This window comes from Streptomyces sp. enrichment culture, from assembly GCF_964273145.1.
GTDB lineage: Bacteria > Actinomycetota > Actinomycetes > Streptomycetales > Streptomycetaceae > Streptomyces.
The window spans coordinates 684,102-706,858 of the sequence record NZ_OZ186873.1; the positions used below are offsets into that span (position 1 = coordinate 684,102).

The following is a 22,757-nucleotide window of genomic DNA, read 5'->3' on the forward strand; positions in this document are numbered from 1 at the left end:
GAGGCCGCATCGATCGCGGCAGGAGCCGGTCGTAGTATCGGGTGATCTCGTGGGGGGAGGTCGTCGTGGGCAGCAGGCAGCGCCCTGGCACACCGACACTGGAGGAGGTTGCCGCTCTCGCCGGTGTGGGGCGCGGGACGGTCTCCCGTGTCATCAACAACGCGGCGGGCGTCAGGGACTCCACGCGCCGTGCCGTCCAGCGCGCCATCGCCGAGCTGGGGTACGTGCCCAACCTGGCGGCCCGTTCCCTGGCCGGGCGGCGCGCGGACGCCGTCGCGCTGGTCATGACGGAGCCGGACTGGAGGAAGTTCGGAGAACCGTTCTTCTCGGAGACCGTCCGGGCCGTCGGCGACGCGCTGGCCGACACCAAGGTGCAGTTGCTGCTCACCCTGGTCCGCACCGACGCCGACCGGCAGCGCTTCGTGGAGTACGCGCGCGGCGGCCGGGTCGACGGCGTGCTGCTGATGTCCGTGCACGCCGAGGACACACTGCCCGACATGCTCGCCGAGGCGGGGCTGCCCACCGTCATGCTGGGGCGGCGCTCGGTCGACGAGAGCGTCACCTACGTGGACGCGGACAACGCCGGTGGCGCCCGCAGCGCGGTCGCGCACCTGCTGAGCCGCGGTCGCCGCGCGATCGCGACGATCACCGGGCCGCTCGACATGTACGTCGCCCAGTGCCGGTTGCGCGGCTACCGCGAAGCCCTGGAGCGGGCGGGTGTCGGGATCAGGCCCTCCTGGGTCGTCGAGGGCGACTTCACCGAGGAGAGCGGGCGCCGGGCGATGGCCGAGATCATCGAGCGGGACCCGGAGATCGACGCCGTCCTCGCCGCGTCCGACTCCATGGCCTCCGGAGCGCTGAGCGCCCTGCGCGCGGCGGGCCGCCGGGTGCCGGAGGACGTGTCGGTGATCGGTTTCGACGACTTCCTGCTGGCCCGGCACACGGATCCGCAGCTGACGACGGTCCGTCAGCCGCTGGAGGAGATCGGCCGCACCATGGTGCGGCTGCTCCTGGAGGAGATGGAGGACTCCGCGGTGGCCTGGCGGCACGTCATCCTCCGTACGGAACTGGTGCTCCGCGACTCCGCCTGAGCCGCTTCCGCTCCTGCCTCGCCGGTCCCCTCCCGACACACGCGAGGTCCGTCGGCTTCATGACGGACAGCCAGGGAAGCACTCCCGCGCAGGGGACGCCTCGTCCGCCGCCCGGTCGCTCCCCCGCCCGCCCCAGCCGGCCGAGGGAGCGACCGTACGCGGGGGCCGCGGCCACTCCGGCGGCGCCCCGGTGCCGTCCCGCCGGGGGAACCGAACCGCAGTGGGGCACCGCACCGGGCGGCGACACCCCCTCGGCTCCTGCTCCACCGGCGCCGGGAAACCGACCGGCCCCGGCCGCAGCACCCGGCGCGGCACCACCCGGCCACAACCCACCACCCGGCACCGCCACCCAGCGGCAGCACACCGGCCGAGCACCGCTGCCCAAACGACAGCGAACCGGCCCGGCGTCACCCTCCCGCGACGCTGTTTCCGCCGAACTGCCCACCATTCGCCAGGACCGGTACCCGAAAATTTCGGGAGCGCTCCCAAAGTTTTCTCCCCCCTTTTGGATCAATCCCCTGACCTGGACTTTCGAAATTCCTTCGACAGTTCCTTGCCTACAGTCTTGTCAGGAGCATGAGGTGCTCCTACAGTCCCGTCCGAACCAGAAATTGGGAGCGCTCCCATCCGTGGGGAGATGGGAGCGCTCCCACCCTCAACGCGTCGCACGGTTTCCCCGCTCCCTCCCGGAAAGGGCCCCCACATGAGACCGTTACCGCCCCCCACCCGCCCTCTGCGCGCCCTGCTGGGCGTGTTCCTGGCGGCTTTCGCGGTCATCGGCACGCTGATGACCGCGACGACCCCGGCGCAGGCCGACACCACCATCTGCGAGCCCTTCGGTTCGACCACGATCCAGGGGCGCTACGTCGTCCAGAACAACCGCTGGGGCACCAGCGCCACCCAGTGCGTGACCGCCACGGACACCGGCTTCCGGATCACGCAGGCCGACGGCTCGGTGCCGACCAACGGCGCGCCGAAGTCGTACCCGTCGGTCTTCAACGGCTGCCATTACACCAACTGCTCGCCGGGCACCAACCTCCCGGCGCAGGTCAGCAACATCTCCAGCGCGCCCAGCAGCATCTCCTACAGCTATGTCGGCAACGCCGTGTACAACGCCTCGTACGACATCTGGCTGGACCCGACGCCCCGCACCGACGGTGTGAACCGGACCGAGATCATGATCTGGTTCAACAGGGTGGGTCCGATCCAGCCGATCGGCTCCCAGGTCGGCACGGCCACCGTGGGCGGACGCACCTGGGAGGTGTGGTCGGGCAGCAACGGCTCCAACGACGTGCTCTCCTTCGTCGCCCCCTCGGCGATCGGCAGCTGGAGCTTCGACGTCATGGACTTCGTCCGGGCGACCGTGGCCCGCGGAATGGCACAGAACAACTGGTACCTGACGAGCGTTCAGGCCGGATTCGAACCATGGCAGAACGGTGCGGGGCTGGCGGTGAACTCCTTCTCCTCCACCGTCAACACCGGCGGCCCCGGCGACCCCGGCACCCCGGCGGCGTGCAGGGTGTCGTACGGCACGAACGTCTGGCCGGGCGGCTTCACCGCGAACGTCACCGTCACCAACACCGGCTCCTCCGCCGTGGACGGCTGGAGGCTGGCCTTCACCCTGCCCTCCGGGCAGCGCATCACCACCTCCTGGAACGCCACCGTCATCCCGTCCTCGGGTGCGGTCACGGCGAGCGGGACGGGCCACAACACACAGATCGCGCCGGGCGGCAGTCAGACGTTCGGATTCCAGGGAACCTACAGCGGCACGTTCGCCCGGCCCGGCGGCTTCAGCCTGAACGGCACCGCCTGCACGACCGCGTGACACGGTGACCCGGCCGGCGGGCCCCGCGCCCGCCGCGCCCACTCGCTCCGGGGCTCGCTCTTCCTCCCTGCCTGCGCCGACAGGGCGGGCCCCGGACACTCCCCGCGCACGGACCGTCCAGGAAAGGCCTGTCCGCATGAGCCGCTCGCCCCGCCCGCGCCGCCCGGTCAACGTCGCCGCGCCGTGCGCGGTGGTCCCGTCCCTCACCGGGCCGGCCGCCCCCGCCACCACCGGCACGGAAGGCCGTGCGCGAGTCCCGGGATCCGCCGGGGAACGACGGCGGCCTCCTGCCCCTGCCGAAGACGGGGGAGCTGTCCGTCGCCGACAGGTCCGCCCACGACATCGGCGACCTGAGCGGCGGCCGGCGACCGTGACCAGCCCCCGGCACGCCTCGCCGGCGGCGACGCGCGGCCGGGCCGTCGTCCGCGACGGCGCCCACGACGGCACCCTGTCCCCCGGCGCCACCGGATCGTCCGGCTTCGCCGCGAACGGCACCGCGGGCGTCCCGCCCCGCAGTACGCCGGGGCCTGACCGCACCACCGGTACCACCGGCGCTACAGACGCTGCAGGCGCACCACCGGCACCGCATCGCGCCCCCGCCCCGTACGACCGAGGAGAGACGATGACCGACCGGACCGGACCCTCCGGCGTTCTCCCGCGGCGGCCGAGCCGCCGGCGCTCGGCGGCGGTGGCCACCGCCCTGACCATCCTGGTGCTGGGGCTGGCGGGCCAGCTCGCCGGGCAGCCCGCGTCCGCCGCGGAGCCGCACCTCGGCAACCCGTTCGCCGGCGTCGCCTTCCACACCGACCCCGGCCACGCCGAGCGTGCCGACGCCTTCCCGGAGGCCGCCTTCGGCGGCGGCCCGGCGGCCGGCAAGGACACCGGTGACCTCCGGCTGCGGCCGGCCAAGGACGACGGGCCGGTGTTCGACGGGGCCGACGACCACAGCCGCGGCACCGGCGCCGCGTACGCCGACACCCCGGCGGTCCCCGCCCCCACCGGCACCCGGGTCGCCCGGGGCACGCCGCCCGGCTGACCCGTCCCCGCCCCTGCTCCCGTCGCTCCCCGTCGCTCCTCGTCGACCCCCGTCCCCCTCGCCCGTCCGGTCGGAGCACGTCCCCGGACGGGCGGGGGTTCCAGCACATCCGCCCGCGACGGCCACGACCTGCCTGTCATGACCTGATCACCAATACCCGATACCGCAGGAGACACCGGAGGCACAGCAATGACACAAGCGACACAGACGACACCGACGGCACGGGAACCGGGTGGCCCCGGGGCCCGGCGCGTCCGGCGCGGCACGCTCGTCTCCCTGGCGGCGGTCCTGGCCACCCTGCTGGGTGCGCTCGGCCTGTCCGTGCTCGGGCAGGGCAGCGCGCAGGCACACGGCGTGGCGATGATGCCCGGCTCGCGCACCTACCTCTGCCAGCTGGACGCCGTCTCCGGCACCGGCGCGCTGAACCCGACCAACCCCGCGTGCAAGGACGCGCTGAGCAAGAGCGGCTCGACGGCCCTGTACAACTGGTTCGCCGTGCTCGACTCCAACGCGGGCGGGCGCGGCGCGGGTTACGTCCCGGACGGGACCCTGTGCAGCGCGGGCGACCGGTCGCCGTACGACTTCTCCGCCTACAACGCCGCACGTGCCGACTGGCCCCGGACACATCTGACGTCCGGCGCGACGATCAAGGTGCAGTACAGCAACTGGGCCGCCCACCCGGGTGACTTCCGGGTCTACCTCACCAAGCCCGGTTGGTCGCCCACGTCCCAGCTGCGCTGGAGCGACCTGGAGTTGATCCAGACCGTCACCAACCCGCCGCAGCAGGGCGGGGCGGGCTCCAACGGCGGCCACTACTACTGGGACCTGAAGCTGCCCTCGGGCCGCTCCGGTGACGCGCTGATCTTCATGCAGTGGGTGCGGTCGGACAGCCAGGAGAACTTCTTCTCCTGCTCCGACGTCGTCTTCGACGGCGGCAACGGCGAGGTGACCGGCATCCGCGGCTCGGGCGGCACGCCGGCCCCCACGCCCACCCCGACCCCGACCCCGACCCCGACGCCCACGGACCCTCCGCACACCGGCTCCTGCATGGCCGTCTACGAGGTGGTGAACTCCTGGAACGGCGGCTTCCAGGGCGAGGTGGAGGTGATGAACCACTCGAAGCAGCCGCTGAACGGATGGGGCGTGCAGTGGAAGCCCGGAGCGGGGACCCGGATCGGCAGCGTGTGGAACGGCTCGCTGACGACCGGATCCGACGGCACGGTGACGGTACGGAACGTGGACCACAACCGGGTCATCGGTCCCGACGGCAGCGTGACGTTCGGCTTCACCGCGACCTCCACGGGCAACGACTTCCCGGCCGGCACGATCGGCTGCGTGAACCCGTGACCCCCTGATCACCCGTGCCGCCCATCGGTGACCGGAAGCGCCGCGCGGCCCCGCGCGGCGCTTCCCCCGTCCTGGCCCGGCGCCCGGTTCCCTCACGTAGTGGTTACAAAACGCTCAACCTCTGGTTGCGGAGCGGTGAGCGCGCAACGATAAGCCCATGAATCTGGCGCAGCATGCCCTGGAGCGTCTGGAAGCCTGGCCCGACCTGTCCTCGGGTCCGGCCGGCTGCGGTACCGGGCGGGCGCTCCGCTCCGCCCGGAACGAGATCGTGCACTTCCATTCCGACCGGGACGTGGACCTGCACCTCACTCGCCGGGCCATCCAGCGCTTCCACTACGACCTGGTCGGCTCCAGCGCGATCCATCTGATCCCCGGCTCCCCCTGGGTGACCGTGCACCTCGACTGCGAGACGGACGTCGACCTGCTGCTGAGCCTGGTGAGCATCGCCCTGAAGGCGCATCAGACGTGGCCCGCCGCCGGGGTGCCGGCGGCGGGCGGATGCAACTACCAGCGGGTCGCGGTGCTGCCGCGCGACGGCGCCGGGACCGGCTGAACCGACGACCACACACGCCCGAACAGGGTGCGTTTTCCCGCCGTTCCCACGCCGTCGGCGCGATCGACCCCCCGGATGCCCCCGTCCTCTGCTGCACTTCCCCCGTGAGCTCTGGGAGCTGTGGCCCAGAGGGAGGCCGACGAGGCATCAGGGGGTCGGGATGAGACGTCACCGCGAGCGGTTCCGGACGGGTGGCAGAACGGTACTGGCGATGCTCACGGCGTGCGGCGCCCTGGCCGGCGCGACCCTCGCGGGGGCGTCGCCGGCCGGTGCCGTGCAGGAAGCCTCCGTGATCGCGCCGGGTGTCACCTACGAGGAATTCGACATCCCGGCGGCCAAGGGGACGGCGCACGCCCATGTGCTGCGCGTCGACCTGCGCGACCCGCACGTCCGCCTCGGCCTGCTGCATCCGGGTGCGGTGGCCGCGCGGGCGCCCGTCTCCCGGCTGGCCGACGCCCAGGGCGCCGTCGCCGGGGTCAACGGCGACTTCTTCAACATCACCGAGACCCAGCATCCGGGCGTGGAGGCGACCGGCGCGAGCGTGGGACCGGCGATCGCGGACGGACGGGCACTGAAGGCGGCGGTGCCGCGCGGCCAGCGCTTCGGGCCCGCGCTGCCGCCCGGCACTTCCACCGAGGACGTGTTCGGGGTGGGGGCGGACCGGCGCGCCCGGCTGGACGGCCTGGCCCTCGACGGGTCGGTCCGCACGCCCGAGGGGCGGCTGCCGCTCGGCGGGCTCAACCAGTACGCGCTGCCGGTCGGCTCGGTCGGCGCGTTCACCGGCGCCTGGGGCGGCGCCTCCCGGATGCGCGCCACCTGCGGCACGGACACGGACCGGGCCGCGCCCTGCAGCACGGACACCCACGAGGTCACGGTCCGGGGCGGCCGGGTGGTGTCCACGTCCGCCACACCCGGTGGCGGCCCGATCGCCCCGGGCACGACCGTGCTGGTGGGCCGGGAAACCGGGGCACGGCAGCTGCGGAAGCTGGCGGTGGGCGCGCCCGTGCGGGTGCGGCACCGGTTGGTGGCGTCCTCGTCCCGGGCGCCGTACCGCTTCGCGCTCGGCGGCTACCCGGTGCTCGCGGACGGCCGGCCGCTGCCGGGCCTCGACGACCGCACCGCGGCCGTGCGCACCGCCGTGGGCATCGCGGACGGCGGGCGGCGGGTACTGCTGCTGGCGCTGGACGGGGCGCCCGCCCACCGCGCCGGCCTGACCATCGCCGAGGTGGCCGGCACCCTGCGCGCGCTGGGCGCGCAGGACGCCTTCAGCCTGGACGGCGGGGGTTCGACGACGCTGGTCGCCCGCGCGCCCGGGGCGGCCGCCGTCTCGGTGCGCAACCATCCGAGCGGAGGCGCCGAGCGCCCCGTGCCGAACGGCGTCGGGGTCTTCTCGGCGCCCTGAGGCCCGTCCCGGGATCAGGGTCTGAGGCTGCCGACGATGTCCGCCGTGGCCGTGAGGCCGCTCTGGATGGTCGGGGCGACGCTCGTGCTGGCCAGGTAGAAGCCCAGCAGCAGGCAGACCAGCGCGTGTGAGATCTTCAGCCCTCCGTTGCGCACGAAGATCACCGCCAGGATCGAGAGCAGCAGCACCACAGAGATGGAAATGGCCATCGTCAACCTCCTCCGCCACGTCCGCTTCGCGGCATTCGGCCGCAAGTGTGGCGTAGCGGAGGGTTCGTCCGGGCGGCTGGCCTGTCCTCCGAACGTGTGGTGTCCGGCCCCGTTCAGCCTTGGTGCGCGTCCAGGAAGGCCTCCAGCCCCGCGAGGTCGTCGGTGTTGAGGTGGTCGACGCCGGCGGCGAGCAGTTCGCCCCACAGGGCGTCCCGGGCGGGCCCGGGCGTGTCCGGGGTGGCCCAGAAGCACACGCGCTGCCCGCGCGTGTGCGCGGCGCGGACGAGGGTCCGCAGCTTCTGCCGTTCGGCGTCCGGGAAGGCGCCCACGCCCCGCCAGGTGAAGTTCAGGGTCCAGTTGTCGCTGATCAGCGGGGCGAAGGAGGCCGGCGCGGGGCCGCCGAGGTCGGCGAGGCGGCCGTCGTAGAAGGCCCGCCGCACGGTCTGGGCCGCCATCGGCGCGCGGGCCGCCCGGTCACCGGAGACCACCACGGTGACCGGGCCGGTGCGGACGCGGCCGTGGGCGTACGTCGTGAACAGGTGCCGGTAGCGGCTCAGCCGGCGGTCGAGTTCCAGGTAGGTCGACGCGCCCTCGGTCTTGATGTCGACGAGGAGTTGCAGCGACCCGCGGTGACCGCGGTACACCCGGCCGTGGTGCGCCCGCACACGGGCGGCGAGCGGGTCCAGGTAGAGGGATTCGAGGGTGCGGGCCGGGTCGAGGTCCTCGGGGTCGTGGGCGACGAGGAGGCGGCCGTCGACGAGGTGGACGTCGGCCTCGACGCTGCCGAAGCGGTGGTCGAGGGCGTCGAGGAGGGGGCGCGGGTGCTCGTAGTCGTTGTGGGCGTGGGCGCGCCACAACGGGCCGGGACGGTGCGGGTGTTCACCGGCGGAGGCGGTGGCGGCGGGCAGGGCGACCGAACCCGCGAGGGCGGCGCCGAGGGTGGTGAGGACTCTGCGACGGGTGGTGAGGGCCATGCTCTGCCTCCCTGGGGTTGCCGTGAGGGACCCCTGCGAGTATGGGGTGTGGCGGGCACAAGGAGCGGAGCCGTGCGGGGAGTTGGCCGGACCGCCGTCGTACGTTCACTTCGCCGGAGGCCGGCGCACGGGAAAGCCCGCCCCCGGAGGGGCGGGCTTTCCCCGCGCTTCACGCAGGTGTACGTCAGGGAGCCTGGAGGTCGACGAGACCGGCCAGCGCCTCCCGGTGGGCGCCCGCGGTGCCGTACGCGATCGAGTCGGCCTTGGCCCGCTTCAGGTACAGGTGGACCGGGTGCTCCCAGGTCATGCCGATGCCGCCGTGCAGTTGCAGCGCCTCCTCGGCGGCGTGGACGGCGACGGGAGCCGCGTACGCCTGGGCGACGGCCACCGCCACGTCGGCGTCCCGCCCGGTCGCCAGGGCGTCCGCCGCGTTGCGGGCGGCGGCGCGCAGGTGGGCGACCTCCAGCCACAGCTGGGCGAGCCGGTGCTTGAGCGCCTGGAAGCCGCCGACGGGCCGGTTGAACTGCCTGCGCTCCTTGAGGTGGCGCACGGTCTCCGTCAGCGCCCAGTCGGCGAGCCCGAGTTGCTCGGAGGCCAGCAGCCCGGCCCCGGCGCGCAGGGCGCGGTGCACCGCGGGGGCCGCGTCGCCGAGCCGGCGGGCGGGCGCCCCATCGAGGGCGACCGTGGCCAGGGGGCGGGTCGGGTCCAGGGACACCTGCGGGGTGACGGTCGCCGCACCGGCCTCGACCGCGTGGAGCCCGCCGTCGTCCGCGGGCACGAGCAGGACGTCGGCGACGGCGGCGTCGGCGATGCCGGTCAGCTCGCCGTTCAGGGTGCCGTCCTCCAGCCGGGCCGTCTTGTGCCCGGCGCCCGGCGCGGTGTGCAGTCCGACGGCGAGGACACCGGTCCTGCGCCCGTCGGCCAGCTCGGCGAGCAGTTCGCCGTCACCGCAGGCCAGCAGCGCCTCGGTGGCGACGACCGCGCTGGTGAGGTACGGCACGGGGGCGACGGCCCGGCCCAGTTCCTCCAGGACGACGGCGGCCTCGCGGTGGCCGGCGCCCTGGCCGCCGTACTCCTCGGGGACCAGGAGTCCGGCCATGCCCATGCTGCCGGCGAGGGACTTCCACAGGGAGAGGTCGTGCGGGGCGTCCGACTCCGTGCGCGTGATCACGCCCGCCGCGTCGCAGTGATCGGTGAGCAGGTCGCGGACGGCTGCGCGGACCGCCTCCTCGTCCTCGGAGTGGAGGAGATCGGGCTGGGAGCTCTCCTCGTTCACAGGGCTCACAGGGCTCACGGTGCTCATCGGGCCAGGTCCTTCCAGGCGACGTCCTTGTCGGTGCGCGGTTCGGCGGGCAGGCCGAGGACGCGCTCGGCGACGATGTTCAGCAGGACTTCGCTGGTCCCGCCCTCGATGCTGTTGCCCTTGGCCCGCAGATAGCGGTATCCGGCGTCGCGGCCGGTGAAGTCCACCAGCTCCGGGCGGCGCATGGTCCAGTCGTCGTACAACAGGCCCTCTTCGCCGAGGAGTTCCACCTCCAGGCCGCTGATCTCCTGGTTGAGGCGGGCGAAGGCGAGCTTCATGCCGGCGCCCTCGGGGCCGGGCTGGCCGGCGGCGAGCTGCTGGCGCAGCCGCTCGCCGGTGAGGCGGGCGACCTCGGCCTCGACCCACAGCTTCAGCAGGCGCTGGTGCAGGTCGTGGGTGCGCAGCTCGGGACGTTCGCGCCAGGTCTTCGCCACCGGGCCGATCATGCCGCCCTCGCGGGGCAGCCGGGCACCGCCGATGGCGACGCGCTCGTTGTTGAGCGTGGTCTGCGCGACCCGCCAGCCGTCGCCGACCTCGCCCAGGCGCCGGGAGTCGGGGATGCGGACTCCGGTGAGGAAGACCTCGTTGAACTCGGCCTCGCCGGTGATCTGGCGCAGCGGCCGGACCTCGACGCCGGGGTCGGTCATGTCGCAGACGAAGTACGTGATGCCGCGGTGCTTGGGCACGTCCGGGTCGGTGCGGGCGATGAGGATGGCCCAGCGGGCGAGGTGGGCGCTGGAGGTCCACACCTTCTGCCCGTCGACGACCCAGTCGTCGCCGTCCCGGACGGCCCGGGTGCCGAGCGCGGCCAGGTCGGACCCGGCGCCGGGCTCGCTGAAGAGCTGGCACCAGACCTCCTCGCCCGTCCACAGGGGGCGCAGGAACCGCCGCTTCTGCTCCTCGGTGCCGTACTGGAGGATCGTCGGCGCGGCCATGCCGAGGCCGATGCCGATGCGGCGCGGGTCGTTGTCGGGGGCGCCCGCGGCGGCCAGTTCGGCGTCCACCACCGGCTGGAGGGAGCGGGGGGCGCCCAGGCCGCCGAGGCCCTCGGGGAAGTGCACCCAGGCCAGCCCGGCGTCGAAGCGGGCCCGGAGGAAGTCCAGGCGGCCTGTGGTGGCGGGTGGGTGCGCGGCCAGCAGCTCCCGGGTGCGGCGGCGCAGTCCGGCCGCGTCGGCCTGGCTGTTCGTCATGCGGCGGCTCCGTTCTCCCGTGCCGGTACGACGACCACGCGGCCCGTGGTGACCCCGTCGGCGACGCGCTGCACGGCGGCGGCGGCCTCGCTCAGCGGCACGCGCTCGCTCACCAGCGGTGAGATCGCGCCCCGGGCGGCCAGTTCGGTGAGCTGTTCGTGGCAGTGCCGGACCAGTTCGGGGTTCTTGGTGTTGTACAGGCCCCAGTGCAGGCCGAGGATCGAGTAGTTCTTCACCAGGGCGTGGTTGAGGGCGGGGCTGGGGATCGTGCCGCCGGCGAAGCCGACGACGACGATCCGGCCCTCGAAGGCGACGGTCTTGGCGGACTGGGTGTAGGCGTCGCCGCCCACGGGGTCGTAGACGACGTCCGCGCCGTGCCCGCCGGTGGCCTCCTTCACGGCGGCGACGACGTCCTCGCTCCGCCGGTCGATCACCACGTCGCAGCCCAGCTCCCGGGCGACGGCGGCCTTCCGCGCGCCGCCCACGACGCCGATGACGCGGGCGCCGGCCGCCTTGCCGAGCTGGACGGCCGCGCTGCCGACCCCGCCCGCGGCGGCGTGCACGAGCAGCGTCTCGCCGGCCTCCAGCCGGGCCCGGCGGTGCAGGCCGAACCAGCCCGTCTGGTAGCCGATGTGCAGGGCGGCGGCCTCGGCGTCGTCCAGGGCGTCCGGCGCGGGCAGCAGGGCGGCGGCGTCCGCGACGGCGTACTCGGCGAAGCCGCCGTGGGGCAGTACGGGGTTGGCCAGGACGCGGCGCCCGTCCTCGGTCTCGCCGCAGATCTCCACACCCGGCGTGAACGGCAGCGGCGGCCGGACCTGGTACCGGCCCCGGCACAGCAGGACGTCCGGGAAGTTGACGTTCGCGGCCCTCACCTTCAGCAGGACCTGGCCCTCACCGGGCACGGGCGGTGCCGTGTCCGCGCGGCGCATCACCTCGTCCGGCTCGCCGTTCTCGTGCACCTGCCATGCCTGCATGCGGGCCCTCCACGCGACTGTCCGACCGGGATCCACCGCATACTAAGCGGTCGCTTGCTCTGCGGGGAACAGTCGCGCGGGAACATCCCCGGAAGGGTTCGGCGGACCCTTCCGGGGTTCACGGCCGCTTCGGCCGCGCGCGCACGTGCATCCGCTCCCCTTGCGGCCCGAACAGGCTCAGGAACTCCACCGGCCCCTCCCCCGTCGACCCGAACCAGTGCGGCACGCGCGTGTCGAACTCGGCGGCCTCCCCGGCGGAGAGGACCACGTCGTGCTCGCCCAGCACCAGCCGCAGCCGGCCCGACAGCACGTACAGCCACTCGTACCCCTCGTGCGTGCGCGGATCGGGCTCGACCGTGCGCTGCGGCTCGAGCACCTTGAACGCCTGGAGTCCGCCGGGCTGACGGGTGAGCGGCCAGTGGGTACGCCCGTGCCGCACGATCGGCTCGGCCCGCACCCTGGGGTCTCCCACCGGCGGGGCGCCGACCAGTTCGTCCAGCGGCACCCGATGAGCCCGCGCGATCGGCAGCAGCAGCTCCAGGCTGGGCTTGCGCAGCCCGGACTCCAGCCGCGACAGCGTGCTCACCGAGATGCCGGTCGCCTCCGACAGCCCCGCCAGAGTCATCTCCCGCTCCTTGCGGAGCCTGCGCAGCCTCGGCCCCACGCCCGCCAGGACATCGTCCGTCGTCATGCGCTTATTGCAGTTTCGGCAAGCATGATTGTCAATCGTCCGCGCACCGGCGACCTTGGTCCCGGAGGTGGTAACCATGTTCGAGAACAATGCCGACCGCTACGACGTGGTCGTCGTCGGAGGCGGCGCGGCGGGACTGTCCGCCGCCCTGGTCCTGGGCCGGGCCCGGCTGCGCACCCTGGTGGTCGACGCGGGCGAGCCGCGCAACGCGCCCTCGTCCCACATGCAGGGCTATCTGTCGCGGGACGGCATGGCTCCGGCCGAGTTCCTGGCGCTCGGCCGGGAGGAGATCGCGCGCTACGGCGTCGAACTCGTCCGGGACCGGGCCGTGGACGTCACCCGCGGCGAGGACTTCGCCGTGGAACTGGGCGGCGGACGCACCGTCCGCGCGCGCCGGCTGGTCGTCGCCACCGGCCTGAAGGACGAGCTGCCGGCGGTGCCCGGGGTCGCCGAGCGGTTCGGCCGGGACGTGCTGCACTGCCCGTTCTGCCACGGCTGGGAGGTGCGCGACGAGCCCTTCGGCGTGCTGGGCACGGGCCCGGCCAGCGTGCACCAGGCGCTGATCGTGTCCCGGTGGTCGAAGGACGTCACCCTCTTCCTGCACACCCTCGCCGAGGAGGAGCTGTCCGACCTGGACCTGCGCCGCCTCGCCGCGGCCAGCGTCAAGGTGGTGCCCGGCGAGGTCGCCGGCCTCGAGGTCGAGGACGACCGGATCACCGGGGTGCGGCTCACCGGGGAGGGCGCGGTCCACCAGGTCTCGGTGGTCTTCGTCGGCCCGCGCCCCGTCCCGCGGACCGGCCTGCTGGAGAAGCTCGGCGCGGAACTGGAGGAGACCCCGCTCGGCGCCTACCCGGTGGTGGACCGGACCGGGCTGACGACCGTGCCCGGGGTGTGGGCGGCGGGCAACGCGATCGGCTTCGCCGAGCAGGTCGTGCACGCGGCGAGCGGCGGCTACCGCGCGGCGACGGCGATCGTCGGGGACCTGCTCATGGCGGACCTGGACGCGGCGCTGGGGGCGGAGGTGTAGGAGGGCCTCCCCCGGTGCACCCTGACTGCATGCTGCTCACCCGGCTGGCCCAGGTGTCCCGGGAGGTCGCCGCCGCCCCGGCGCGCTCCCGCAAGACCGCGCTGCTCGCGGAGCTCTTCCGGGACGCGGAGGCGGACGACGTCCCCGTGGTCATCCCCTACCTGGCGGGACGGCTGCCGCAGGGCAGGCTCGGCGTCGGCTGGAAGGCACTGTCCCGGCCCGTCGCCCCGGCCGCCGAACCGTCCCTGACCGTGCGGGAGACCGACGCCCGCCTCACCGAGCTCGGCTCGGTCTCCGGCCCAGGCTCCCAGGCCGAACGCGCCCGGCTGGTCGGGGAGCTGATGGGCCGGGCCACCGAGGACGAGCAGCGCTTCCTGCGCGGCCTGCTCACCGGCGAGGTCCGGCAGGGCGCTCTGGACGCCGTCGCCGTCGAGGGACTGGCGCGGGCGACCGGGGCCCCGGCGGCGGACGTGCGCCGGGCGGTGATGCTCGCCGGTTCGCTCCAGGAGGTGGCCGGGGCGCTGCTCGCCGGCGGGCCGGCCGCGCTGGAGCGGTTCCGGCTCACCGTGGGCCGCCCGGTGCTGCCGATGCTCGCCCACAGCGCCTCCTCGGTGGCCGAGGCGGTCGACAGGCTCGGGGCCTGCGCGGTGGAGGAGAAGCTGGACGGCGTCCGCGTCCAGGTGCACCGCGACGGCGACACCGTACGGGTCCACACCCGCACCCTGGACGACATCACCGGCCGGCTGCCCGAGGTGACGCGGGCCGCGCTCGCACTGCCCGGCGAGCGGTTCGTCCTGGACGGCGAGGTGATCTCCTTCGACGCCGACGGGCGGCCCCGCTCCTTCCAGGAGACGGCCGGGCGCGTCGGCTCCCGCACGGACGTCGCCACGGCCGCCCGGGAGGTCCCCGTCTCCCCCGTCTTCTTCGACGCGCTCTCGGTCGGCGGCCGGGACCTGCTGGACCTGCCGCTGGCCGAGCGGCACGCGGAGCTGGCCCGGCTGGTCCCCGAGCCGATGCGGGTACGGCGGACGGTCGTCTCCGGCCCGGCGGAGACCCGGCGGGCGGAGGAGTTCCTCGCCGAGACCCTGGCACGCGGCCACGAGGGAATCGTGGCCAAGGCCCTCGACGCCCCCTACAGCGCCGGGCGGCGCGGCGCGTCCTGGGTGAAGGTCAAGCCCGTGCACACCCTCGACCTGGTCGTCCTGGCCGCCGAGTGGGGCCACGGCCGCCGCAGCGGCAAGTTGTCCAACATCCACCTGGGCGCCCGCGCCGCCGACGGCTCCTTCACCATGCTCGGCAAGACCTTCAAGGGCCTGACCGACGCCCTGCTGGCCTGGCAGACCGAGCGGCTCCGGGAACTGGCGGTCGAGCACCACGACTGGGGCGTGACCGTGCGCCCCGAACTCGTCGTCGAGATCGCCTACGACGGCCTGCAGCGCTCCTCCCGCTACCCGGCCGGCGTCACCCTCCGTTTCGCCCGCGTGATCCGCTACCGCGAGGACAAGCGTCCGGACGAGGCGGACACGGTGGAGTCGCTGTCGGCCGCCCACCCGCGGGTGCGGCCGTGACCGGGCCCGCCGGGAGGCGCAGCGCCGGACTGCTGCTCCACCGCCGTACCGGCGAGGGCCCGCAGGTGCTGCTCGGCCACATGGGCGGCCCGTTCTTCGCCCGCCGCGACGCCGGGGCGTGGACGATCCCCAAGGGGGAGCACGGCCCCGGCGAGACCGCCTGGGAGGCGGCCCGGCGCGAGTTCGAGGAGGAGCTCGGGGTGCCGCCGCCCGGCGGTGCGGCCGTACCGCTCGGCGAGGTCCGGCAGGCGGGCGGCAAGACCGTCACGGCCTGGGCGGTCGAGGCCGACCTGGACCCGGCGGCGATCGCCCCCGGCACCTTCCGCATGGAGTGGCCGCCGGGGTCGGGGCGGATCCGGGACTTCCCCGAGCTGGACCGGGTGGCGTGGTTCGTGCCGGAGCGGGCCAGGGAGGTGATCGTGAAGGCGCAGGCCGCGTTTCTCGACCGGCTGGCGGAGCACTCGTGGTGACGGCGCCTGTCCGCGTTGCGGCCCCCGCGGCTGCGCGCGAAGGTCGAGAGGCGCCCGACAGCGCAGTTCGCTCCGAGGAGGCCAGCCATGCCCATCGCCACGGTGAACCCGGCCAACGGCGAGACGCTCCGGACGTACGAGGCCATGGACGAGGACGAGATCGAGCGCCGACTCCGGCTCGCCGAGGCCACCTTCCGCACCTACCGGACGACGACGTTCGACGAGCGGGCCCGGCTGATGCACGCCGCCGCCGACCTGCTGGAGCAGGACCGGGAGGAGATCGGCCGCGTGATCACCACCGAGATGGGCAAGCCGATCCGGCAGGCGCGCGCCGAGGCGGCCAAGTGCGCCAAGGCGATGCGCTGGTACGCCGACCACGCCGCACGGCTGCTCGCCGACGAGGCGCCCGAGGCGTCCGACGTGAAGGACTCCGGCGCCTCCCGCGCCCTGGTCCGCTACCGGCCGATGGGCCCGGTGCTGGCGGTGATGCCGTGGAACTTCCCGCTGTGGCAGGTGATCCGGTTCGCGGGACCGGCACTGATGGCGGGCAACGTGGGCCTGCTCAAGCACGCCTCGAACGTGCCGCGGACCGCCCTGTACCTGGAGGACCTGTTCCACCGGGCGGGCTTCGCCGAGGGCTGCTTCCAGACCCTCCTCATCGGCTCCGCGCAGGTCGACGACGTCCTGCGCGACGAGCGGGTCAAGGCGGCCACCCTGACCGGCAGCGAGCCCGCGGGCCGCGCGGTCGCCTCCACCGCCGGAGAGATGATCAAGAAGACGGTGCTGGAGCTGGGCGGCAGCGACCCCTTCGTCGTCATGCCGTCGGCCGACCTGGACCGGGCCGCCGAGGTCGCGGTGAACGCGCGGTGCCAGAACGCCGGGCAGTCCTGCATCGCCGCCAAGCGGTTCATCGTGCACGCGGACGTCTACGACGCCTTCGCCGAGCGCTTCGTCGCGGGCATGAGGGCGCTGAGGGTCGGCGACCCGATGGACGAGGAGACCGAGGTCGGTCCGCTCTCCAGCGAGCGGGGCCGCCGGGACCTGGAGGAGCTGGTGGAGGACGCGGTGCGGGGCGGCGCCACCGTGCTGTGCGGTGGCGAACGCCCCGACGGGCCCGGCTGGTACTACCCGCCGACCGTGCTGGCCGGCATCACCCGCGACATGCGCATCCACCGGGAGGAGACGTTCGGCCCGGTCGCCACGCTGTACCGCGCGGCCGACCTGGACGAGGCGGTGCTGATCGCCAACGACACCGACTTCGGGTTGAGTTCGAACGTGTGGACGCGTGAGGAGGCCGACGTCGACCGGTTCGTGCGGGACCTGGAGGCGGGCGGCGTCTACGTCAACGGGATGACGGCCTCCCATCCGGCGTTCCCCTTCGGCGGGGTGAAGCGGTCGGGGTACGGGCGTGAGCTGTCCGGGCACGGAATCCGCGAGTTCTGCAACATCACCACCGTGTGGCACGGGGCGTGAGGCTTCCACGGCTACGATCCCTTTCGTGAACCGCGAAGTGACTCTGCCTCTGATCGTCGACGACCGCGGTACCTTGCAGGTGGCTGCGGCCGACGTGAGCAAACTGCTGCGTACGGTGGGCGGGCGGTGGCTGCGTCTGGTGGAGGCCGGGCAGGACGGGCTGGACGAGGACACCGTCGCCGCGCTCACCATCGAGCTGGCCAAGCTGGCCGACCGGATCGACGTGGCGTGCATCGCCCACAGCAGCGGTCAGTCGACCTGACCGGGCAGGCCCCGCTCCCGTTCCCACAGCGTGTGCCAGAACATCGCCTCGTAGCTCTGCAGCAGCCGCCCGTAGCGGTGGACGAGCCGCTCGTTCAGCCGTCCCGCGTCCAGCGCCGCCTGCACGGCGGCCGTCGCCTGCTCCTCGAGAACGGGCGACGGCTCGGCGAAGAGGTCGAAGAAGGCGCACGCCTCGCCGGAGAAGCCGTAGTGGCGGCGCAGGGCGGCGGCGATCGTCGCGCAGTAGCCGCCCCAGGCCGAGAAGTTGGCGTGCAGGGCGAGCACGGTCTCGGCCGGTGAGCCGTTGAGCGCCAGCCAGGCGGCGTAGGCGGGATAGGCCTGGCAGCCCGGCAGCGGGTCGTAGGCCACCGCGCGCTCCTCGGTCACGCCGCAGGCCGCCGCGAACGCCTCCAGCCGCTGCGCGGCCAGCGCCTCGCCCTCGGCGAGCGCGGTGAAGTACGCGGCGGTCTCCGGCTCGGCGGCGGCCCGCTGCGCCAGGTACTGGAAGGCGCGGCGGTCCGCGGCGATCACCCACCGCTGCTCCAGCGCGAGCGCGGCGAGCGTGTCCCGGCCGGCCGCGCCCCGCGCCACCAGCGGCACGAGCCGGTTGGCGCGCGGGTCCGGGGCCAGTTTCCCGGTGGTCGTCTCCAGAAGTCGCCTGGCCGTCCGGGTCATCGCGTCCTCCATCGGTCTGTCTCCTGCGGTGCCGCTCCGATTCACCAGGATCCCCGGGACGGAGTAGTCCGGCGAGAGAACGCCGCCCCGCCGGGTGATCGTTGGGTGAACACCCCCGGGGGCCGCCCGGCAGACCCCTGGCCGCACACCACTTTCCGACCGGGGGCGCAGGGCTTTCCGGGAGGCGGCGGCAGGCGCGGTTCATGGCGACTTCGCGCAGCCCCTCGGTGTCCGTTCCGGAGCACGTGATCACGTGGGGGGAGACGCGGGAGCCGGCGCGTGAGCGCCACACCGACCGCCCCGACTGCCGCCGGCCCTCCGCCTGACCGAGCCACCGGCGTGCGCACCCGGCACATCGCGCAGCCCGCCGAGGGGACCCTCGAGCACCCCGGCTTCGAGGGGCGCGACAAGCTCCACGAGGCCGAGGCCCGGGTGCCGGCGGTGGTCCGGTCGTACCGCCCGGCCGCCCGCACGCGTTCGCCGACCCGGCGGACGAGCCCGCGAAGACGTCTCCCAGGCCTCCCCGCCCCCTGGACCACGAGCGGTACTTCGAGGAACCGCCGGAGATCCTCGGGAGGGGGCCCGCCGGACCACGCGGCGATCGGGGAGCTGCGCAGGCGGTACGGCATCGAGCGGTCGACGCCGCCCGGGCACCGCTAGCGGATCGGCATCCCCGACAGGGTGCGGGCGATCACCAGCCGCTGGATCTCGCTCGTCCCCTCGAAGATGGTGTAGATCGCCGCGTCGCGGTGCATCCGCTCCACCGGATACTCCCGCGTGTACCCGTTGCCGCCCAGGATCTGGATCGCCTGGGCGGTGACCTCCTTCGCCGTCTCGCTGGCGAACAGCTTGGACATCGAGCCCTCGGCGGCGGTGAACGGCCTTCCGTTGGCCGCCATCCAGGAGGCGCGCCACACCAGCAGCCGGGCCGCGTCGATCCGGGTGCGCATGTCGGCGAGCTGGAAGGCGACGCCCTGGTTGTCGATGACGGGCCGCCCGAACTGCTCACGGGTGCGCGCGTACTCCAGCGCCACCTCGTACGCGGCCCGCGCGGTGCCGACCGCCATCGCGCCGACCGCCGGGCGCGACGCCTCGAACGTCGCCATCGCGGCGTTCCTCACGCGCTCGCCGCCCTGCTTCGCCTTCTCCCGGGCGCGGGCGAGCCGCTCGTCGAGCTTCTCCTTGCCGCCGAGGAGGCAGGAGCCGGGGACCCGGACGTCGTCGAGGACGACCTCGGCGGTGTGCGAGGCGCGGATGCCGTGCTTCCTGAACTTCTGCCCCTGGGACAGCCCCGGCGTGTTCGGCGGGACGATGAAGGACGCGTGGCCCTTGGAGCCCAGTTCCGGGTCGACGACCGCGACGACGACGTGGACGTCGGCGATGCCGCCGTTGGTGGCCCAGGTCTTCGTGCCGTTGATCACCCACTCGTCCTTGGCCTCGTCGTAGACGGCCCGGGTGCGCATGGAGGCGACGTCGGAGCCGGCGTCGGGCTCGGAGGAGCAGAACGCGGCGACCTTGACGTCGTTCGCGTCGCCGTACATCTGGGGGATCCAGGTGCCGATCTGCTCCTCGGTGCCGTTGGCGAGGACGCCGACGGCGGCCAGGCCGGTGCCGACGATCGACAGGGCGATGCCCGCGTCGCCCCAGAACAGCTCCTCCATCGCCATGGGGATGCCGAGGCCGGTCGGGTCGAAGTACTGCCGGGCGTAGAAGTCGAGGGAGTAGATACCGACCTTGGCGGCCTCCTGGATGACCGGCCAGGGGGTCTCCTCGCGCTCGTCCCACTCGGCGGCGGCGGGGCGGATCACGTCGGCCGCGAAGCCATGGAGCCAGTCGCGGACCTCCCTCTGCTCGTCGTTGAGCTCCATGGTGAACTCGGCCATGTCCCCTCCAGCGGCGCACATGCGCGTTACTTACAGTAACGCCGAGTCTGTTACCGCTCGGTAGGAAAGTCAACAGCCGACGGTGCGCCGGCATCCGCTCGGGGTCCGGGGCGCGGTCAGTGCTAGTTTGCGCAGGCGTCACCGAATCAGCACGGGTGGGGAGAGCACATGGACACCACGCAGCGGGCCGATCAGCAGCGGTCCACCGACCGCCGGCGGCGGGAGCTGCTGGAGGCCGCCGACCGGGTGGTGCTGCGCGACGGCCCGCAGGCCTCGATGAACGCCATCGCCGCCGAGGCGGGCATCACCAAGCCGATCCTCTACCGGCACTTCGGCGACAAGGGCGGGCTGTACGCCGCGCTCGCCCGGCGGCACACCGACGCCCTGCTCTCCTCGCTGCGGGCGGCCCTGGACGCTCCGGCCGACCGCAGGGAACGGGTCGAGTCCACGCTGGAGACGTATCTGGCGGCCATCGAGGCGCGCCCCCAGGTGTACCGCTTCCTGATGCATCCGGCGGAGGGCAGCGTCACCCAGGGCGAGCAGGGCTTCGACGTCGGCAAGCACTCCGCTCCGCTGCTGCGCCGCATGGGCGAGGAACTGGCCCAGGTCATCGAGGAGCGGATCGACCTCGGCCCGGACAGCCGGCAGCTGGCACGGGTGTGGGGCCACGGCATCGTCGGCATGATGCACGCCGCCGGGGACTGGTGGCTCGGGGAACGGCCCTGTTCCCGCGAGGAGTTGGTCCGGGGTCTGGCCGATCTGCTGTGGGGGCGCCTGGCGGCGGCGGGCGACCGGGCCGGCGGCCCCGGCTTCTGAACGGCTCCCGGCCCGCTCACCGGCTCCAGGGGGCCCGCGCGGCCCGGCGCATGAGCCGGCGGTGCCGCCACCCCGTGACACGGTCGGCGTACACCCGCCCGTCGAGGTGGTCGCACTCGTGCTGCAGGCACCGGGCGAAGAAGCCGGTGCCCTCGACCGTCACCGGCTCCCCGGTCACCGTGACGCCCTCGACCACGGCACGGTCGTACCGCTCGGTGCCCGCTTCCAGGCCGGGCAGCGACAGGCAGCCCTCCGGGCCCCGCACCACCACGCCGTCCGTCTCCACCAGCCGCGGGTTCACCACATGGCCGAGGTGGCGGACGTCCTCGTCGTCCGGGCAGTCGTAGACGAAGACCCGCAGCCCCTCGCCGATCTGGTTGGCGGCCAGCCCGACGCCCCGGGCGGCGTACATGGTCGCGAACAGGTCCTCCACCAGGCGGGCCAGTTCGGGACCGAAGTCCGTGACCGGGGCGCAGGGGGCGTGCAGGACGGGGTCGCCGAGGAGGGTGAGGGGCCGTACGCGCCCGCGGGCGCCCGGGATCGAGCCGTGTCGCATGGCGGCAAGAGTAAGGTCCACTCGTCCCGCAGCCGCCGGGCGGACCGGCCACCGGTCCGCCCGGCGGGTGCGGGATTCGGGAGTGCGGGGGGATCTCGATAGGCTGAGGGCCACACCACGTGGCCGTCAGGCTTGAAGAGCGCGGCGCGTACGCAAGGAGGATCGAGAACTGATGGCAGGCAACTCGGACCCGCTCACGCCGCGGGCCAAGCTGGCCGTGACCGCGGGCAAGGCGGTCGCGGCGGCGTCCCGCGCCGCGGGGCGCGGCAGCGGTTCGGTGATCGGCGGCCGGGTGGCCCTCAAGCTCGACCCCGACCTGCTCGCCCGGCTCGCCCAGAACCTGGACGTCGTCCTGGTGTCGGCGACCAACGGCAAGACCACCACCACCCGGCTCATCGCCGAGGCGCTGCGGGCCGCGGGCCCGGTCGTCTCCAACGCGCTCGGCGCCAACATGCCCGCCGGCATCACCTCGGCGCTCGCGGGCGGTTCGGACGCGAAGTACGGCGTGATCGAGGTCGACGAGAAGTACCTCGCCGGCGTCGCCCGCGACACCGACCCCAAGTGCATCGCGCTGCTCAACCTCTCCCGGGACCAGCTCGACCGCGCCGCCGAGACCCGCATGCTCGCCGAGAACTGGCGGGAGGGCCTGGCCGGCGTCAAGGCCGTCATCGTCGCCAACTGCGACGACCCGCTGGTGGTGTGGGCCGCCTCCTCCTCTCCCAACGTGGTCTGGGTCGCCGCCGGGCAGATGTGGAAGGACGACGCCTGGTCCTGCCCCGCCTGCGGTGGTGTGATGCAGCGCCCGGGCGACGACTGGTTCTGCGGCGAGTGCGGTTTCCGCCGCCCCACTCCGACCTGGGCCCTGTCCGGCGACCACGTCCTGGACCCGCACGGCTCCGCCTGGCCCATCCACCTCCAGCTGCCGGGCCGCGCCAACAAGGCCAACGCCGCCTCCTCGGCGGCCGTCGCCGCCGTCTTCGGGGTGCCGCCGCAGGTCGCCCTGGAGCGCATGTACCAGGTGCAGGCGGTCGCCGGGCGCTACGACGTGGTCCAGTTCCAGGGCCGCGACCTGCGCCTGCTGCTCGCGAAGAACCCCGCCGGCTGGCTGGAGACGTTCTCCCTGATCGACCCGCCGCCGGCCCCGGTCATCCTCTCGGTGAACGCGCGCAGCGCCGACGGCACCGACACCTCCTGGCTGTGGGACGTCGACTACACCCGTCTGACCGGCCATCCGATCTGTGTCATCGGCGATCGGAAGCTGGACCTCGCGGTGCGCCTGGAGGTCGCGAACCAGCAGTTCCAGGTGTGCGAGAACCTCGACCAGGCGGTGCAGCTGTGCCCGCCGGGCCGGATCGAGGTCATCGCCAACTACACCGCCTTCCAGGACCTGCGCCGCCGCGTCGGCAACTGACACGACACCTGTAGGGGACTTT

General features: G+C 73.8%; 23 protein-coding genes and 2 pseudogenes. 16 read left to right on the forward strand and 9 right to left on the reverse strand.

Going from position 1 to position 22,757, the window contains the following annotated elements:
• The first annotated feature begins 65 nt into the window (after window positions 1–65).
• The 7 genes from ACSU6Z_RS03095 to ACSU6Z_RS03125 all read left to right on the forward strand — a co-directional run bounded on the left by ACSU6Z_RS03095 (window position 66) and on the right by ACSU6Z_RS03125 (window position 7,254).
• On the forward strand, window positions 66–1,091 hold the full coding sequence (locus ACSU6Z_RS03095; RefSeq protein ID WP_437042614.1) for a LacI family DNA-binding transcriptional regulator: 1,026 nt from the start codon (window positions 66–68) through the stop codon (window positions 1,089–1,091).
• A gap of 703 nt (window positions 1,092–1,794) precedes the next feature.
• Entirely contained in the window at window positions 1,795–2,916 is a 1,122-nt protein-coding gene (locus ACSU6Z_RS03100) for a GH12 family glycosyl hydrolase domain-containing protein (RefSeq protein WP_437042616.1), read from the forward strand.
• 245 nt (window positions 2,917–3,161) lie between these two features.
• Entirely contained in the window at window positions 3,162–3,290 is a 129-nt protein-coding gene (locus tag ACSU6Z_RS03105) for a hypothetical protein (protein ID WP_437042618.1), read from the forward strand.
• A 248-nt stretch (window positions 3,291–3,538) separates the two neighbouring features.
• Window positions 3,539–3,952: a hypothetical protein gene (locus ACSU6Z_RS03110; protein WP_437042619.1), complete on the forward strand. Its 414-nt coding sequence runs from the start codon at window positions 3,539–3,541 to the stop codon at window positions 3,950–3,952.
• A 276-nt stretch (window positions 3,953–4,228) separates the two neighbouring features.
• On the forward strand, window positions 4,229–5,299 hold the full coding sequence (locus tag ACSU6Z_RS03115; protein WP_437050162.1) for a lytic polysaccharide monooxygenase: 1,071 nt from the start codon (window positions 4,229–4,231) through the stop codon (window positions 5,297–5,299).
• Window positions 5,300–5,456: 157 nt separating this feature from the next.
• Window positions 5,457–5,852: a luciferase domain-containing protein gene (locus ACSU6Z_RS03120; RefSeq protein WP_437042621.1), complete on the forward strand. Its 396-nt coding sequence runs from the start codon at window positions 5,457–5,459 to the stop codon at window positions 5,850–5,852.
• A gap of 211 nt (window positions 5,853–6,063) precedes the next feature.
• A complete protein-coding gene (locus ACSU6Z_RS03125) occupies window positions 6,064–7,254 on the forward strand; it encodes a phosphodiester glycosidase family protein (RefSeq protein WP_437042623.1) in 1,191 nt (396 codons plus the stop codon).
• A gap of 14 nt (window positions 7,255–7,268) precedes the next feature.
• Here the strand turns inward: ACSU6Z_RS03125 and ACSU6Z_RS03130 are convergent, their stop codons facing one another.
• From ACSU6Z_RS03130 to ACSU6Z_RS03155, 6 genes are all read right to left on the reverse strand, one after another.
• Complete coding sequence (locus tag ACSU6Z_RS03130) at window positions 7,269–7,463, reverse strand: hypothetical protein (protein WP_437042625.1); 195 nt, start codon at window positions 7,461–7,463, stop codon at window positions 7,269–7,271.
• A 113-nt stretch (window positions 7,464–7,576) separates the two neighbouring features.
• Complete coding sequence (locus ACSU6Z_RS03135; RefSeq protein WP_437042626.1) at window positions 7,577–8,437, reverse strand: phosphatidylinositol-specific phospholipase C/glycerophosphodiester phosphodiesterase family protein; 861 nt, start codon at window positions 8,435–8,437, stop codon at window positions 7,577–7,579.
• Between the two features lie 184 nt (window positions 8,438–8,621).
• The gene (locus ACSU6Z_RS03140; RefSeq protein WP_437042628.1) at window positions 8,622–9,740 is read right to left on the reverse strand and encodes an acyl-CoA dehydrogenase family protein; all 1,119 of its coding nucleotides are present in this window, start codon (window positions 9,738–9,740) and stop codon (window positions 8,622–8,624) included.
• Window positions 9,737–10,930 carry an acyl-CoA dehydrogenase family protein gene (locus ACSU6Z_RS03145; protein WP_437042630.1) on the reverse strand — a complete coding sequence of 398 codons (1,194 nt, stop codon included), beginning with the start codon at window positions 10,928–10,930 and terminating at the stop codon, window positions 9,737–9,739. The genes ACSU6Z_RS03140 and ACSU6Z_RS03145 overlap by 4 nt, the downstream gene beginning before the upstream one ends.
• On the reverse strand, window positions 10,927–11,904 hold the full coding sequence (locus ACSU6Z_RS03150) for an NADPH:quinone oxidoreductase family protein (protein WP_437042632.1): 978 nt from the start codon (window positions 11,902–11,904) through the stop codon (window positions 10,927–10,929). Before ACSU6Z_RS03150 ends, ACSU6Z_RS03145 begins: the two co-directional genes overlap by 4 nt.
• Before the next feature lie 118 nt (window positions 11,905–12,022).
• Complete coding sequence (locus ACSU6Z_RS03155) at window positions 12,023–12,595, reverse strand: helix-turn-helix domain-containing protein (RefSeq protein WP_437042634.1); 573 nt, start codon at window positions 12,593–12,595, stop codon at window positions 12,023–12,025.
• A gap of 76 nt (window positions 12,596–12,671) precedes the next feature.
• Here ACSU6Z_RS03155 and ACSU6Z_RS03160 point away from each other — a divergent pair, with 76 nt between their 5' ends.
• The 5 genes from ACSU6Z_RS03160 (at window position 12,672) to ACSU6Z_RS03180 (ending at window position 17,395) form a co-directional block, all read left to right on the forward strand.
• The gene (locus ACSU6Z_RS03160) at window positions 12,672–13,622 is read left to right on the forward strand and encodes an NAD(P)/FAD-dependent oxidoreductase (RefSeq protein ID WP_437042636.1); all 951 of its coding nucleotides are present in this window, start codon (window positions 12,672–12,674) and stop codon (window positions 13,620–13,622) included.
• A 29-nt stretch (window positions 13,623–13,651) separates the two neighbouring features.
• Window positions 13,652–15,190, forward strand: a complete 1,539-nt coding sequence (locus ACSU6Z_RS03165; RefSeq protein ID WP_437042638.1) for an ATP-dependent DNA ligase — start codon at window positions 13,652–13,654, stop codon at window positions 15,188–15,190.
• Window positions 15,187–15,660 carry an NUDIX domain-containing protein gene (locus tag ACSU6Z_RS03170; RefSeq protein ID WP_437042639.1) on the forward strand — a complete coding sequence of 158 codons (474 nt, stop codon included), beginning with the start codon at window positions 15,187–15,189 and terminating at the stop codon, window positions 15,658–15,660. Before ACSU6Z_RS03165 ends, ACSU6Z_RS03170 begins: the two co-directional genes overlap by 4 nt.
• 87 nt (window positions 15,661–15,747) lie before the next feature.
• Window positions 15,748–17,133: an NADP-dependent succinic semialdehyde dehydrogenase gene (locus tag ACSU6Z_RS03175; protein WP_437042641.1), complete on the forward strand. Its 1,386-nt coding sequence runs from the start codon at window positions 15,748–15,750 to the stop codon at window positions 17,131–17,133.
• Between the two features lie 25 nt (window positions 17,134–17,158).
• Window positions 17,159–17,395, forward strand: coding sequence for a DUF6213 family protein (locus ACSU6Z_RS03180; protein ID WP_029386670.1), 237 nt, complete (start codon window positions 17,159–17,161; stop codon window positions 17,393–17,395).
• Here the strand turns inward: ACSU6Z_RS03180 and ACSU6Z_RS03185 are convergent.
• Entirely contained in the window at window positions 17,383–18,081 is a 699-nt protein-coding gene (locus ACSU6Z_RS03185) for a transcriptional regulator (protein WP_437042643.1), read from the reverse strand. The two genes, ACSU6Z_RS03180 and ACSU6Z_RS03185, sit on opposite strands and share 13 nt — an antisense overlap.
• A gap of 191 nt (window positions 18,082–18,272) precedes the next feature.
• On the opposite strand from ACSU6Z_RS03185, the pseudogene ACSU6Z_RS03190 reads away from it, so the two are divergent.
• A pseudogene (locus ACSU6Z_RS03190) lies at window positions 18,273–18,519 on the forward strand (type III polyketide synthase); the annotation flags it as partial.
• A pseudogene (locus ACSU6Z_RS03195) lies at window positions 18,519–18,729 on the forward strand (cupin domain-containing protein); the annotation flags it as partial. The pseudogenes ACSU6Z_RS03190 and ACSU6Z_RS03195, both read left to right, overlap by 1 nt.
• On the opposite strand, the gene ACSU6Z_RS03200 reads toward ACSU6Z_RS03195, so the two are convergent.
• Window positions 18,726–19,952: an acyl-CoA dehydrogenase family protein gene (locus tag ACSU6Z_RS03200; RefSeq protein ID WP_437042645.1), complete on the reverse strand. Its 1,227-nt coding sequence runs from the start codon at window positions 19,950–19,952 to the stop codon at window positions 18,726–18,728. The pseudogene ACSU6Z_RS03195 and the gene ACSU6Z_RS03200 overlap by 4 nt on opposite strands.
• A gap of 168 nt (window positions 19,953–20,120) precedes the next feature.
• Between ACSU6Z_RS03200 and ACSU6Z_RS03205 the strand changes: the two genes are divergently transcribed.
• The gene (locus tag ACSU6Z_RS03205) at window positions 20,121–20,768 is read left to right on the forward strand and encodes a TetR family transcriptional regulator (RefSeq protein WP_437042647.1); all 648 of its coding nucleotides are present in this window, start codon (window positions 20,121–20,123) and stop codon (window positions 20,766–20,768) included.
• Between the two features lie 16 nt (window positions 20,769–20,784).
• Here the strand turns inward: ACSU6Z_RS03205 and def are convergent, their stop codons facing one another.
• The gene (gene def / locus ACSU6Z_RS03210) at window positions 20,785–21,324 is read right to left on the reverse strand and encodes a peptide deformylase (protein ID WP_437042649.1); all 540 of its coding nucleotides are present in this window, start codon (window positions 21,322–21,324) and stop codon (window positions 20,785–20,787) included.
• Window positions 21,325–21,496: 172 nt separating this feature from the next.
• Here def and ACSU6Z_RS03215 point away from each other — a divergent pair, with 172 nt between their 5' ends.
• Entirely contained in the window at window positions 21,497–22,735 is a 1,239-nt protein-coding gene (locus ACSU6Z_RS03215; RefSeq protein WP_437021636.1) for a MurT ligase domain-containing protein, read from the forward strand.
• The last annotated feature ends 22 nt before the right edge of the window (window positions 22,736–22,757 follow it).

Bases quoted from the DNA above. Each gene is read 5' to 3' on its own strand.
- ACSU6Z_RS03205 (WP_437042647.1), top strand. From the start codon at position 20,121: ATGGACACCACGCAGCGGGCCGATCAGCAGCGGTCCACCGACCGCCGG.
- ACSU6Z_RS03130 (WP_437042625.1), bottom strand. From the start codon at position 7,463: ATGGCCATTTCCATCTCTGTGGTGCTGCTGCTCTCGATCCTGGCGGTG.
- ACSU6Z_RS03120 (WP_437042621.1), top strand. From the start codon at position 5,457: ATGAATCTGGCGCAGCATGCCCTGGAGCGTCTGGAAGCCTGGCCCGAC.
- ACSU6Z_RS03140 (WP_437042628.1), bottom strand. From the start codon at position 9,740: ATGAGCACCGTGAGCCCTGTGAGCCCTGTGAACGAGGAGAGCTCCCAG.
- ACSU6Z_RS03110 (WP_437042619.1), top strand. From the start codon at position 3,539: ATGACCGACCGGACCGGACCCTCCGGCGTTCTCCCGCGGCGGCCGAGC.
- ACSU6Z_RS03165 (WP_437042638.1), top strand. From the start codon at position 13,652: ATGCTGCTCACCCGGCTGGCCCAGGTGTCCCGGGAGGTCGCCGCCGCC.
- ACSU6Z_RS03100 (WP_437042616.1), top strand. From the start codon at position 1,795: ATGAGACCGTTACCGCCCCCCACCCGCCCTCTGCGCGCCCTGCTGGGC.
- ACSU6Z_RS03135 (WP_437042626.1), bottom strand. From the start codon at position 8,437: ATGGCCCTCACCACCCGTCGCAGAGTCCTCACCACCCTCGGCGCCGCC.
- ACSU6Z_RS03215 (WP_437021636.1), top strand. From the start codon at position 21,497: ATGGCAGGCAACTCGGACCCGCTCACGCCGCGGGCCAAGCTGGCCGTG.
- ACSU6Z_RS03175 (WP_437042641.1), top strand. From the start codon at position 15,748: ATGCCCATCGCCACGGTGAACCCGGCCAACGGCGAGACGCTCCGGACG.
- ACSU6Z_RS03155 (WP_437042634.1), bottom strand. From the start codon at position 12,595: ATGACGACGGACGATGTCCTGGCGGGCGTGGGGCCGAGGCTGCGCAGG.
- ACSU6Z_RS03125 (WP_437042623.1), top strand. From the start codon at position 6,064: ATGCTCACGGCGTGCGGCGCCCTGGCCGGCGCGACCCTCGCGGGGGCG.
- ACSU6Z_RS03150 (WP_437042632.1), bottom strand. From the start codon at position 11,904: ATGCAGGCATGGCAGGTGCACGAGAACGGCGAGCCGGACGAGGTGATG.
- ACSU6Z_RS03200 (WP_437042645.1), bottom strand. From the start codon at position 19,952: ATGGCCGAGTTCACCATGGAGCTCAACGACGAGCAGAGGGAGGTCCGC.
- ACSU6Z_RS03145 (WP_437042630.1), bottom strand. From the start codon at position 10,930: ATGACGAACAGCCAGGCCGACGCGGCCGGACTGCGCCGCCGCACCCGG.
- ACSU6Z_RS03160 (WP_437042636.1), top strand. From the start codon at position 12,672: ATGTTCGAGAACAATGCCGACCGCTACGACGTGGTCGTCGTCGGAGGC.
- def (WP_437042649.1), bottom strand. From the start codon at position 21,324: ATGCGACACGGCTCGATCCCGGGCGCCCGCGGGCGCGTACGGCCCCTC.
- ACSU6Z_RS03185 (WP_437042643.1), bottom strand. From the start codon at position 18,081: ATGGAGGACGCGATGACCCGGACGGCCAGGCGACTTCTGGAGACGACC.